The following is a 12,211-nucleotide window of genomic DNA, read 5'->3' on the forward strand; positions in this document are numbered from 1 at the left end:
GTGTGGCGGTGATCTCCCAACTGCCGGAACCGTCCCCCTCGGCGGCGGGTCACCCCGGCGGTCGCCGTACGCTTTCTCTCATGCGCCATGAGTGGCATCAGCTGACCCACCCGGCGGTGGGCAGCCCGGGACTCCAGACCAGCCGCCCGACCGCCGACTCCGCCGAGGACGCGGCCCTCGGCCTGGACCGCTGGCGGGAGCTGCCGCGGGCCCAGACTCCGCCGTGGCCGGACCCGGCCCAGGTCGCCGAGGTCTGCAAGGTCCTCGACACGGTGCCCTCGGTGGTCGCGCCGTACGAGGTCGACCAACTCCGGCAGCGCCTCGCGCTGGTCTGCGAGGGCAAGGCGTTCCTGCTCCAGGGCGGTGACTGCGCCGAGACCTTCGCCGACAACACCGAGAGCCACCTGCTGGCCAACGCCCGCACCCTGCTCCAGATGGCGATCGTGCTGACATACGGCGCGTCGCTCCCGGTGGTCAAGGTGGCCCGGGTCGCCGGGCAGTACACCAAGCCCCGGTCGCTGCCGACCGACGCGCGTGGCCTGCCGGCGTACCGCGGGGACATGATCAACTCGCTGGAGGCCACGCCGGAGGCCCGGGTCGCCGACCCGCAGCGCATGATCCGGGCATACGCCAACTCGGCGGCCGCGATGAACATGCTCCGGGCGTACCTGGCCGGCGGGCTCGCCGACCTGCACGCGGTGCACGACTGGAACAAGGACTTCGTCAAGCAGTCGCCGGCCGGCGAGCGCTACGAGGCGATCGCCCGGGAGATCGACCGGGCGCTGGCCTTCATCCGGGCCTGCGGGATGACCGACGACGAGGCGCTGCGTACGGTCACCCTCTACTGCTCCCACGAGGCCCTGGCGCTGGAGTACGACCGGGCGCTCACCCGGATCTCCGGCAACCGGGCGTACGGCCTGTCCGGGCACTTCCTGTGGATCGGCGAGCGGACCCGGCAGATCGACGGGGCGCACCTCGACTTCATCTCCCGGATCGCCAACCCGATCGGCGTGAAGCTGGGCCCGACCACCACCCCGGACGAGGCCATCGAGCTCTGCGAGAAGCTCAACCCGGACAACATCCCCGGCCGGCTCACCCTGATCAGCCGGATGGGCAACCACCGAGTCCGGGACACCCTGCCGCCGATCGTCGCCAAGGTCACCGCGGCCGGGGCCAAGGTCGTCTGGCAGTGCGACCCGATGCACGGCAACACCCACGAGTCCTCGAACGGCTACAAGACCCGGCACTTCGACCGGATCGTCGACGAGGTGCTCGGCTACTTCGAGGTGCACCGCAGCCTGGAAACCCACCCGGGCGGCCTGCACGTCGAGCTGACCGGCGAGGACGTCACCGAGTGCCTGGGCGGCGCCCAGGGCATCGAGGACCTCGACCTGCCCGATCGGTACGAGACCGCCTGCGACCCGCGACTGAACACCCAGCAGTCGCTGGAGCTGGCCTTCCTGGTGGCGGAGATGCTTCGTGGCTGACGCGCGGAGTGGGCTTGCGAGCCCCGCGGTCGGCAGCCGAAAGGATGACTGTGGCTGAGCTTGTTGATCTACGATCCGACACGGTGACCCGGCCCACCGCCGGGATGCGGGAGGCGATGGCCACCGCCGAGGTCGGCGACGACGTGTACGGCGAGGACCCCACCGTCGCCGCGCTCGAGGCCGAGGTGGCCGCCCGTTTCGGGCACGAGGCCGCACTGTTCGCCCCGAGCGGCTCGATGGCCAACCAGATCGCGCTCCAGCTCGTCGTGCCGCCCGGTGAGGAGCTGCTCTGCGACGCCGACGCGCACGTGGTCACGTACGAGATCGGCGCGGCGGCCGCGTACGGCGGAATCTCGTCGCGGACCTGGCCGGCGGTCGGCGCGGAGATCGACCCGGACGTGGTGGCCGGGATGGTCCGGCCCGACGGCTACTTCGCGGTGCCGACCCGGGCGATCGCCGTCGAGCAGACCCACAACCGGGGCGGCGGCGGGGTGATCCCCCTCGCCACCCTGCGTGAGCTGCGCCGGGTGGCCGACGACCACGGGCTGGCGCTGCACTGTGACGGCGCCCGGATCTGGCACGCGCACGTCGCCGACGAGGTGCCGCTGGCGGAGTACGGCGCCCTCTTCGACACCCTGTCCGTCTGCCTCTCCAAGGGCCTCGGCGCGCCGGTCGGCTCGCTGGTGCTGGGCAGCGCCGAGAAGATCGAACGGGCCCGGTGGATCCGCAAGCGGATGGGCGGCGGCATGCGGCAGGTCGGCATCCTCGCCGCCGCCGGCCGGTACGCGCTGGCCCACCACGTCGGGCGGCTCGCCGAGGACCACGCCAAGGCCGCCCGGCTGGCCGAGGCCGTCGCCCCGTACGGCGTGCTCGCCATGCCGGTGCGGACCAACATCGTCCCGCTCGACCTGACCAAGCACCCGCTCGACGCGAAGGCCCTCGCGGCCGCCGCCCGGGCGGCGGGTGTGCTGGTCTCGGTGCTCGGCCCGCGTACCGCCCGCCTGGTCACCCACCTGGACGTCACCGACGCCGCCGTCGACCGCGCCGCCGAGGCCCTAACCCAAATCCTCCGCGCCTAACCCCACCCCACCCCCGCCTCAGAGTGTTGATCAAGGAGTTTGCGTCGCCGGCGGCGCGGATTCCGATGCAAACTCCTTGACCAACGCGGGTTGAGCGGGGCGCGGGGGAGGGGGTGGTTTAGGGGTGGAGGCGGGTGAGGGTGGCGATGTCGGCGGCGTGGCCGACGTGCTTCTCCGTCGGGGTCTCCACCACGACCGGGATGCCGGCGGTGGCCGGGTGGCGCATCAGCTCGGCGAACGCCGGCTCACCGATGGTGCCCTTGCCGATGTTCTCGTGCCGGTCCCGGGTCGAGCCGCACAGATCCTTCGAGTCGTTCGCGTGCACCAGCTTCAGCCGATCCGCCCCCACGGCGGCGACCAGGGCGTCCAGCGTGGCGGTCATCCCGCCCTCGACGGCCAGGTCGTGCCCCGCGGCCCAGGCGTGGCAGGTGTCGAAGCAGACCCCCATCATCGGGTGGCGGTCCACCGCGTCCAGGTAGGGGCCCAGGTGCTCCACCCGGGAGGCCAGCGACCGGCCGCCCCCGGCGCTCGGCTCGACCAGCAGCATCGGCCCGCCGCTCGCCGCCGCCTCGTCGAGCAGCGGCAGCAGCGCCTCGCGTACCTGGCGCATCGCCGCCTCGGCGTACCCCGCGTCCACCGCGCTGCCGGCGTGGAACACCACGCCCTCGGCACCGATCGCCCGGCCCCGGCGCAGCGCGTGCGCCAGGGTCTGGGCCGACCGTTCGACGGTGGCCGGGGTGGGGGAGCCCAGGTTGACCAGGAGCGACGCGTGGATGAAGACCGGTACCCCGCGCTCGCCGCAACCGTCCCGGAACAGCGCGTCCTGCGCCGGGTCGCCCGCCGGCAGGGCCCAGCCCCGCGAGTTGGAGACGTAGACCTGCACCACCTCGGCGCCGGCCGCGTCGACGTACGGCAGCGCCGCCTTCGCCAGGCCGCCTGAGGTGGGGGTGTGCGAGCCGACCCGCCGCCGCGCGCTCCGCGACTGCGGGGCTCGCAAACCCGGCTCACTCCTCGCGCTCACAGGCAGGTCACCGTGACCGGGGTGCCCGGCGGCACCGGCGTGTTCTCGCCCGGGTTCTGGAAGCGGGCCACCCCTGCGGGGTTGACCTGGATGTTGGCCGGGAAGCCCTGGCTCTCCAGCACCTGCTTGGCCTGATCGCACGGCAGGTCGATCACCCGGGGCACGATCACCTGCGGCGGCCCCTTGCTGATCTCCAGCTTGACCTGGGCGCCCTTCTCCACCCCGGTGCCGTCGGCCGGACTCTGGCCGAGGATCTCGTCCTTCGGCTTGTCCGAGTCCTTGTACGACTCCACCGGGGTCAGCCCGAGCTGGGCGAGGATGCCCCGGGCGTCGTTGAGGTTCTTGCCCACCAGGTTCGGCACGGTGACCGGGGCGCGGCCCTTGCTCAGCACCACCGTCACCTTCGTGCCCGGCTTGACCACCGTGCCCACCTTCGGATCGGTGGCCATCACCACCCCGGCGGGCAGTTCGTCGTCGTACCGGGCGGAGCCCTTGACCACCACCAGCTTGGCGTCGGTCAGCTCGGCCTGGGCCAGCTCGAAGTCCTTGCCCACCACGTCCGGCACCGGCAACTGCTCCGGACCGAGCGACAGAGTCAGCGTGATCTTGCCGCCCTTGAGGATCCGGGCCGCGGAGCCCGGGTTCTGCCCCAGCACGCTGTCCTTCGGCACCTTCTCGTCGTAGCGGGGGTCGGCGTAATCGAGGGTGAAGCCGCCCCGGGCGGCCCGCGCCTCCGCCTCGGCCTTGGTGAGGCTCACCAGCTGCGGGGCGACCGTGTAGCGCCCCACCCCGAACCACCAGCCGCCGAGAGCGGCCACCAGGCCGAGCACCACGGCCGCCGCGGCGACCGCCAGCCGGCCCCGGGGCGAGCCCATGATCCGGGTACGCAGCCCAGCCAGCCCGGAGCCCGGGTCGTTGTCGGCGGACCAGTGGCGGTGCGGGCGCTGCCCGCCCCCCTCCGGCAGTCGGGCCCAGGCGGGACGCTCGGCCGGGCGGACCGCCGCCACCACCATGGTCGGCTGCGCCATCGGGTTCTCGTCGCTCACCTGCCGCAGCACCGCGGTGTGGGCGTTGCCCAGGCCGTCCCGGGCCACCTGCACCTCGGCCAGCAGCGCGCCGGCGTCGGTGGGGCGGGCGCCCGGGTCGCGCCGGGTGGCCCGGCCGACCAGGTCGTCGAGGACCTTCGGCAGGCTCGGGACCAGCGTCGACGGCGGCGGTACGTCCCGGTCGACGTGCTGCCAGGCGACGTCCACCGGGCGGTCGCCGTCGTACGGCACCCGGCCGGTGAGCATCTCGAACAGCACGATGCCGGCGGAGTAGACGTCGGTGCGTGGGTCTGCGTGGCCCTCGGTGACCAGCTCCGGGGCCACGTACGCCACCGTGGCCATGAGCTGGTTGCCGTTCTCCTCGGCGCTCGCCTCGACCGCGCGGGCCAGCCCGAAGTCGGCCACCTTGACCACGCTGTCCACCAGGTTGCCGGTGCCGCCGGTGGGCGCCTCGGCGACCAGCACGTTCTCCGGCTTGACGTCGCGGTGCACCAGGCCGGCACGGTGCGCGGCGGCGATCGCGGCGAGCATCTGCTCGGCGATCGCCAGGGCCTCGTCCGGGTTGAGCCGGCGCCGCTCGGCGAGGACGTCGCGCAGGGTGCGGCCCCGGACGTACTCCATCACCAGGTAGGGGAGGCCGGCGTGGGTGCCCTGGTCGTAGACCGCGACCACGTTCGGGTGAGTGAGCCGGGCGATCGTCTTCGCCTCGTCGGTGAACCGCTCCACGAAGCCGGCCATCCGGGCCCGGGCCTCGGGGGCCTGGGTCGGGTGAATGATCTTGACCGCCACGGTGCGCTCCAGGCGCTCGTCGGTGGCGGTGTACACGGTAGCCATGCCGCCACGGGCCACGCGACCGCGAATGCGGTAGCGCCCGTCGATCAGCGAGCCCAGCAACGTGTCGGCGACCTGTGTGTCCATCGGCAGGCAGTCTATGTGTCAGGAGGGTGAAGGTTGAACAGGATGCTACAGCCGAGGGCCGACGATGGTCCCGCCGCGCGTGTCCGGCCTGGTCGCGCCGCGTCCGGAAGCGCCGGACGGGGGTGCCGCCGCCCGGGCCGCCCCGGCACGTGGCAGGGTGGTCGGGTGACCGAATCCGTACCCGCCGCCGCCGGCGCCGACCTGCCCGGACCGACCGACCCGGCCGGCTGGCTGACCCTGCCGGACGTGGCCGAGCGCCTCGACCTGTCGATCAGCAAGGTGCACCAGCTGATCCGCGACCGGGAGTTGATCGCGGTCCGCCGCGACGGCGTCCGCCGCGTCCCGGCCGACCTGGTGGCCAACCGCACCGTGCTCAAGCACCTGCCCGGCGTGCTCAACCTGCTCGCCGACGCGGGGTACGACGACGAGGCGGCGTTGCGCTGGCTCTACGAGGAGGACCCCACCCTCCCCGGCACGCCGGCCGCCGCCCTCGGCGGCGACCAGGCCCGCGAGGTCAAACGCCGCGCCCAAGCCCTCGGCTTCTAACCCCACCCACCCCACCCCCCGGGTCCGCCCGTTGATCATGAGCTTGACGGCAGTTTCTGCGATCAACTCAGCCGCCAACCTCATGATCAACGGACGGAGGTGGGGTGGGGGTGGGGTCAGTCGGTGCGGCGGGTGGCGGCGATGGCCAGGTCGACCAGGGCCTGGCGGGCCTCGGTGTCCAGGTCGACCGTGGCGAGGGCGGCCAGCGCGCTCTCGGTCAGCGCGGCGATCCGCCGCTCGGTACGCTCCAGCGCCCCGCTCGCCGTGATCAGCTCGCGCAGCCGGGTCACCCCGGCGGCGTCCAGCCCCGGATCGCCGAGCCCGCCGAGCAGCAGCTCCCGGCCCGCGTCGTCGACCGCCTCCAGGGCCGCCGCCACCAGATACGTCCGCTTGCCCTCGCGCAGGTCGTCGCCGGCCGGCTTGCCGGTGCGCCCCGGATCCCCGAAGACCCCCAGCACGTCGTCGCGCAGCTGGAACGCCTCGCCCAGCGGCAGCCCGTACTGCGAGTACGCCGCGTGCACCTCGGCCGGGGCGTCGGCCAGCGCGGCGCCCAGCAGCAGCGGCCGCTCGACCGTGTACTTCGCCGACTTGTAGCGGGCCACCTTGCCGGCCCGCTCCCGCGAGGTGTCCCCGGTGGCCTGGGTCAGCACGTCGAGGTACTGCCCGACGGTCACCTCGGTGCGCATCTCGTCGAAGACCGGCCGGGCCCGGGCCACCGTACGCGGGTCGAGGCCGGCGGCGTGCAGCAGCTCGTCCGACCAGACCAGGCAGAGGTCGCCCAGGAGGATCGCGGCCGCGTCACCGAAGCCGTCCGGGTCGCCGCTCCAGCCGGCCGCCCGGTGCCGGGCCGCGAACCGCCGGTGCACGGCCGGCTCACCGCGCCGGGTGTCCGAGCGGTCCATCAGGTCGTCGTGGATCAGGGCGCTGGCCTGCACGAACTCCAGCGCGGCCAGGGCTGCCACCACCTGGTCGGAGTCGAGCCCGCCGGCCCCCCGGTAGCCCCAGTACGCGAAGGCCGGACGCAGCCGCTTCCCGCCTCTCAGCACGAACGCCTCGATCGCCTCGGCGACCGGCACCAGGCCGTCGTCGACCGCGGTCAGCCAGCCGCGCTGGCCGGCGAGGAACTCGGTGAGGGCCTTGTCGATCCGCTGGCGCAGGCCGGCGCGGTCGACGGGGGATACGGGAGCAGCGTGGGTCACGCGTGAACGCTAGCCGGTCCCCGCCGATCGCGTCGTGCCGCCATGGCGGGGGTTCGACGGGGGTCGACGGGATCCCGCCGCCCCGGGCCCGCCCGCCGCGCCGACCGGCAGGTACGGGCGGGCCGCCGCGAGCAGACCCGCGTACCGTCGGGCCGCCGGCTCGTCGCGGTGCGCGACCAGCCGCCGGCGTACCTCGGTGAGCTGGCCGACCGCCCGGGGCGAGCCGGACCGGACGGCGTCGAGCAGCGCCTCGCCGGCCACCGCGCACGCCCCCGCCACCTCGCCGAGCTGGAGGTAGCCCCGGGCCAGCCAGCCGCCGTAGACCGCGGCGCGGCGCGGCCGGTCCCGCCCGCGCGCCGCCGGCCCGAGCAGCGGCACGGCGGCCCCCGGACGGCCCAGCGCGACCAGGGTGCGGCCGGTCAGCGCGGCCAGCTCGGCCTCGTCGAGCCAGTACAGCCACGGCGGTTCCCGGCCCGGCGCGGGCCCGCCGGTCCGGTCGGCGGCGTCGAGGGCCGGCCGGGCGGCGCGCGGCCGGCCGGCCAGCGCGGCGGCGAACGCCACCCGGTGCAGCAGCAGCGCCCGCAGCCCGGGGGAGGCGGCGTCGCGGGCGCCGGCGTAGCCGATCCGGGCCAGGGTCAGCGCGCCCACCGGGTCCCCGGCGCCGGCCAGCAGGTGGCTGGCCGACCCGAGGACGTGCCCGGCGAACGCGGGGTCGCCGGCCGCCACCGCCGCCCGCAGCGCCAGCCGGTAGCCGTCCAGGCCGCCGGTCAGGTCCCCGGCGTCGGCCGCGAGCCAGCCCGCGAGCTGGGCCGACTCGGCCAGCCCGGGCAGCAGCCGGCGGCGGCCGGCGGGCCCGGCGACGGTGAACGCGCGGGCCGTGCGGCGCAGCCGCTGGGCGCCGTGGCCGGCCAGGTCCGCCCCGCCCAGCAGGTCGTCCCAGCGTCGCAGCTCGGCCAGGTCGCCGCCGGCGGGCGCCGCCGGCCGGCCCGGCACCGGGCCGGCCGGCCCGCCCGTCACCCCGGCCAGGGGCGGCTCGCCCGCCACCAGGTCCGGAGCAGCTCCGGCGGGCTCCCGGTCGGGGTGCGACCCCCCGCCGGCCGGCCCGGTCAGGGCGTGGCCGGCGAGCGGACCGCTCAGCGCCGCCCCGGTCGGGTCGGCCGCCCAGCGGTGCGCCAGGGTGAGCAGAGCCAACCGCGCCCGGGAACCGGCCCGGTCGACCGCCGCCGGCACGGCGCCGAGCCGTCGGCTGTGCGCAGCGGCCTCGGCGAGCAGCTCGCCCGGCACCCCGAGGACCACGGCGAGCCAGCCCAGCCAGAAGTCGCCGGGCAGCCGGCGCTGCCGTTCCCACCGGGAGACCTCGTGTCTCGTCAGGGTCGGCACGCCGGACGCGGCGCAGAGCTCGGCGGCGACCCGCTGCTGGCTCCAGCCGCGTGCTGACCGCAGCTCGGCCAGGAGCGGCCCGAACAGGCGCGGGCCGGGTGGCGGGACGGGGATCATCGGTCCTCCGAGGGCATCGGCGCGGTGCGACGCGGACGCCCGGCAGTGCCGGCCCGGCGCGCCGCCGGTCGTGCTGACCCCCGCGCGGGCCCCGGGGGACCGGCTACCGGCCGGCTCCCTCCGCGCTGCCCCTTTTTACTCCCAGGGTGCGACGCTTTGCCCGGCTCCGCTCGCGGGCTGGGAAGACCCTGGGTACGACGGGACGGGCCGGTTACAGTCGGGACGTGGCGCTCGGTCTTCCCTCGGTCCTCCCGAACCCTCAGCCGGCCATCGGGGAGCTGATCCGCGACGGCCAGCCGACCTTCTCGTTCGAGTTCTTCCCGCCCAAGACCCCGCAGGGGGAGCGCCTGCTCTGGCAGGCCATCCGTGAGCTGGAGTCGCTGCGCCCCTCGTTCGTCTCGATCACCTACGGCGCGGGCGGCTCGACCCGGGACACCACGGTCGCGGTGACCGAGCGGATCGCCACCGACACCACCCTGCTGCCGATGGCGCACCTGACCGCGGTGAACCACTCGGTCGCCGAGCTGCGGCACGTCATCGGCCGGCTGGCCTCCGTCGGCGTACGCAACGTGCTGGCCGTGCGGGGCGACCCGCCGGGCAACCCGGGCGGCGAGTGGGTCCGGCACCCGGAGGGCGTGCGGTACGCCGAGGAGCTGGTCCGGCTGGTCCGCGACGCCGGTGACTTCAGCGTCGGGGTGGCCGCCTTCCCGTACAAGCACCCGCGCTCACCCGACGTGGCCAGCGACACGAGGTACTTCGTCCGCAAGTGCCAGGCGGGGGCCGAGTTCGCCATCACCCAGATGTTCTTCGACGCCGACGACTACCTGCGGCTGCGGGACCGGGTGGCGGCCGCCGGCTGCGACACCCCGATCCTGGCGGGCGTGATGCCGGTGACCCAGCTGGGCACCATCGAGCGGTCCGTCCAGCTCTCCGGCGCGCCGTTCCCGCCGGCCCTGGCGGAGCGGTTCGCGCGGGTGGCCGACGACCCGGAGGCGGTCCGCCGGCTCGGCATCGAGCAGGCCAGCGAGATGTGCGCGAGGCTGCTGGACGAGGGCGTGCCGGGGATCCACTTCATCACCCTCAACCGGTCCACCGCCACCCGCGAGGTCTGGCAGCATCTCCAGACCGCCGCGCGGGTGTGACCAGCGGGCCCACGCCACCCGCACCGCCCTTCTACGGTTGATTCCGTGGTGGGCACACAGCTGAACTGGGACCAGTACGCGGCCGCGTGGGCGCGGCTGCACGGCGGGTTCGACCCCCGCGCCGCCGCGCCGGTGGTCCGCGCCTGGCTGCGGTTCTCCTACCACGTGGGTTACATCCTGGGCCGGCTGCGGGTCGGCCCGACCCCGGTGACCGTGGTCGGGGTGCTGCTCTGCGTCGGCGTGCCGCTGCTGGTCGGGCGGCCGGGCGACGGGCCGTTCCTCGGCGCACTGCTCGTGCTGCTCGCCGCGGTGGCGGACAGCGTCGACGGCGCGGTCGCGGTGGTCACCAACCGCAACACCCGGCTCGGCTACGTCTACGACTCGGTCGCCGACCGGCTCGGTGAGGCCGCCTGGCTGACCGCGTTCTGGCTGCTCGGTGCGCCGGGCGCGCTGGTCGCCGCGGCCGGCGGCCTGTCCTGGCTGCACGAGTACGTCCGGGCCCGGGCGATCGCCGCCGGGATGCGGGAGGTCGGCGTGGTGACCGTGGGGGAGCGCCCCACCCGGGTGTGCGTGGCCCTGGTCGGGCTGGTGGTCGCCGGGCTCACCGGGTTGCTCGACACCGACGTGACCGCCGGCACCAGCACCATGGTCACCACGGTCTGGGTGCTGCTGGCCGGCTACGGCCTCGGGCAGCTCCTCGCCGCCGTCCGTCGCGCGCTGATCGACGCCGACCGACCCGCCGAGCAGCCCACCCGAACCCCGGGCCGTTGACCGGGGTCCTCACGCCCAGGCCGGGCCGATCTCGTCGGCGACGATCTGGGCCGACAGGGTGACCATCGGGAGCCCGCCCCCGGGGTGGCTGGAGCCGCCGACCAGCCAGAGCCCGTGCGCCGGGCCCCGGTTGGCCGGGCGCAGCAGGCCACCCGCCGTGCCGTAGATCGCCCCGCCCGGTGCGCCGGTGGCCGCGTCCAGGTCGGCCGGCGTACGGATCTCGCGGAACACCAGCCGGTCCCGGACGTCCACGCCCCGCTCGGCGAGCACGTCGAGGATCCGGTCGGCGTACGCCTCGGCCAGCCCCGGTCGCCGCCAGTCGACCGCGCCCGCGGCGGTGCCGTGGCGCGCGGCGTTGACCAGCACGAACCACGCCTCGTGCCCGGCCGGGCGGACGGTGGGATCGTCGGCCACGGTGACGAAGACCGTCGGGTCGAGGGCCGGCCGGGCCCGCACCCCCCGCCCCGGGGCGCCGAAGACCGCGTCGAACTCGGCGTCAGTGTCGCGGGGGAAGAAGACGGTGTGGTGCGCCAGCCCGGAGTCGCCGCGGACGCCGAGCAGCAGGACGAAGCCGGCCAGGCTGCGGTCGGTGAGCCCGGCCAGCCGGCGCGGGGTGGGCAGCAGGTCCCGGTAGAGGGTGAGCGCGTCCACGTTGGCCACCACCACGTCGGCGGGGACTCCGGCGGTGCCGCCGGCGAGGCGTACCCCGTGCACCCGGCCACCGGCCGCGTCGATCCGGGTGACCGCGGTCCCGGTCCGCACCACCACCCCGAGGTCCAGGCAGCGCGACAGCAGCGCGTCGGCGAGGCTGCCCAGCCCACCGCGCAGGTACCAGCCGCCGTACGCCAGCTCGGCGTAGGGGACGGCGACCAGCGCGGCCGGGGCGCGGCGCGGGTCGGCGCCGGTGTAGGTGGCGTAGCGGTCGAGCAGCATCCGCAGCCGCGGGTCGGACAGGTGGCGGCGGCCGACGCCGCGCAGGGAGCGGCCGGGGCCGATCGCGGCCAGGTCGCCGAGCCGCCAGGCCAGCGCGGCCAGGTCCCGGGGGGAGTCGACGGTGCGGCGCAGGACGTCCCGGTGCGACGCCGTCCAGACCCGGGTGGCCCGCCGCCAGAGCCGCTGCCAGTCCGCGGCGGCCCGGTCCCCGAACGCCGCGCCGATCCGAGCGGCGAACTCGGCCGGGTCGGCGCACGAGTCCAGCGTGGGACCGCCGCCGGGGAAGACGTGCCGGACGATCGGGTCCAGCGGCACCAGGTCCAGGTACTCGTCGAGCTTCGCGCCGGTCGCCTCGAACAGGTCGTGGAAGACCTGCGGCAGGGTGACCAGGCTCGGCCCGGTGTCGAAGCGGTACGACCCCTCCGGGGCGTCGTGGACGTACCGGCCGAGCTTGCCGCCGACCGTGTCGGCGCGCTCGAAGACGGTGACCTCGTGCCCGGTGACCGCCAGCCGAGCGGCGGCGGCCAGCCCGCCGACCCCGGCGCCGATGACCACGATCCGCGCCATGCCGC

Annotated in this window: 10 protein-coding genes; 5 read left to right on the forward strand and 5 right to left on the reverse strand. The window is 75.4% G+C overall.

Features of this window, described 5'->3' with window-relative positions:
- The first annotated feature begins 80 nt into the window (after positions 1-80).
- Positions 81-1,487: a class II 3-deoxy-7-phosphoheptulonate synthase gene (locus ABZ783_RS07695; protein WP_357435125.1), complete on the forward strand. Its 1,407-nt coding sequence runs from the start codon at positions 81-83 to the stop codon at positions 1,485-1,487.
- A gap of 44 nt (positions 1,488-1,531) precedes the next feature.
- Complete coding sequence (locus ABZ783_RS07700) at positions 1,532-2,566, forward strand: GntG family PLP-dependent aldolase (protein ID WP_357435126.1); 1,035 nt, start codon at positions 1,532-1,534, stop codon at positions 2,564-2,566.
- Positions 2,567-2,684: 118 nt separating this feature from the next.
- Here the strand turns inward: ABZ783_RS07700 and ABZ783_RS07705 are convergent, their stop codons facing one another.
- Both ABZ783_RS07705 and pknB read right to left on the reverse strand, forming a co-directional pair.
- A complete protein-coding gene (locus ABZ783_RS07705) occupies positions 2,685-3,563 on the reverse strand; it encodes a deoxyribonuclease IV (protein WP_357435128.1) in 879 nt (292 codons plus the stop codon).
- A gap of 20 nt (positions 3,564-3,583) precedes the next feature.
- Positions 3,584-5,551, reverse strand: coding sequence for a Stk1 family PASTA domain-containing Ser/Thr kinase (gene pknB / locus ABZ783_RS07710; protein ID WP_357435130.1), 1,968 nt, complete (start codon positions 5,549-5,551; stop codon positions 3,584-3,586).
- Positions 5,552-5,716: 165 nt separating this feature from the next.
- Between pknB and ABZ783_RS07715 the strand changes: the two genes are divergently transcribed.
- A complete protein-coding gene (locus tag ABZ783_RS07715; protein ID WP_073838851.1) occupies positions 5,717-6,097 on the forward strand; it encodes an Rv2175c family DNA-binding protein in 381 nt (126 codons plus the stop codon).
- A 116-nt stretch (positions 6,098-6,213) separates the two neighbouring features.
- On the opposite strand, the gene ABZ783_RS07720 is transcribed toward ABZ783_RS07715, so the two are convergent.
- A complete protein-coding gene (locus ABZ783_RS07720; protein ID WP_357435131.1) occupies positions 6,214-7,296 on the reverse strand; it encodes a polyprenyl synthetase family protein in 1,083 nt (360 codons plus the stop codon).
- A gap of 9 nt (positions 7,297-7,305) precedes the next feature.
- A complete protein-coding gene (locus ABZ783_RS07725; protein WP_357435132.1) occupies positions 7,306-8,793 on the reverse strand; it encodes a helix-turn-helix transcriptional regulator in 1,488 nt (495 codons plus the stop codon).
- A gap of 224 nt (positions 8,794-9,017) precedes the next feature.
- Here ABZ783_RS07725 and metF point away from each other — a divergent pair, with 224 nt between their 5' ends.
- Entirely contained in the window at positions 9,018-9,935 is a 918-nt protein-coding gene (gene metF / locus ABZ783_RS07730; RefSeq protein WP_357435134.1) for a methylenetetrahydrofolate reductase [NAD(P)H], read from the forward strand.
- A 45-nt stretch (positions 9,936-9,980) separates the two neighbouring features.
- On the forward strand, positions 9,981-10,706 hold the full coding sequence (locus ABZ783_RS07735) for a CDP-alcohol phosphatidyltransferase family protein (protein ID WP_357435135.1): 726 nt from the start codon (positions 9,981-9,983) through the stop codon (positions 10,704-10,706).
- A 9-nt stretch (positions 10,707-10,715) separates the two neighbouring features.
- Here the strand turns inward: ABZ783_RS07735 and crtI are convergent, their stop codons facing one another.
- Entirely contained in the window at positions 10,716-12,206 is a 1,491-nt protein-coding gene (crtI, locus tag ABZ783_RS07740) for a phytoene desaturase family protein (protein ID WP_357435137.1), read from the reverse strand.
- Between the last annotated feature and the right edge of the window lie 5 nt (positions 12,207-12,211).

Origin of the sequence: Micromonospora sp. NPDC047738 (assembly GCF_040642675.1) — a bacterium.
GTDB lineage: Bacteria > Actinomycetota > Actinomycetes > Mycobacteriales > Micromonosporaceae > Micromonospora.

What these genes read in the sequence shown, in the direction of transcription:
- pknB (WP_357435130.1), bottom strand. Translation starts at nt 5,551, where the DNA reads ATGGACACACAGGTCGCCGACACGTTGCTGGGCTCGCTGATCGACGGG.
- ABZ783_RS07695 (WP_357435125.1), top strand. Translation starts at nt 81, where the DNA reads ATGCGCCATGAGTGGCATCAGCTGACCCACCCGGCGGTGGGCAGCCCG.
- ABZ783_RS07725 (WP_357435132.1), bottom strand. Translation starts at nt 8,793, where the DNA reads ATGATCCCCGTCCCGCCACCCGGCCCGCGCCTGTTCGGGCCGCTCCTG.
- ABZ783_RS07700 (WP_357435126.1), top strand. Translation starts at nt 1,532, where the DNA reads ATGACTGTGGCTGAGCTTGTTGATCTACGATCCGACACGGTGACCCGG.
- crtI (WP_357435137.1), bottom strand. Translation starts at nt 12,206, where the DNA reads ATGGCGCGGATCGTGGTCATCGGCGCCGGGGTCGGCGGGCTGGCCGCC.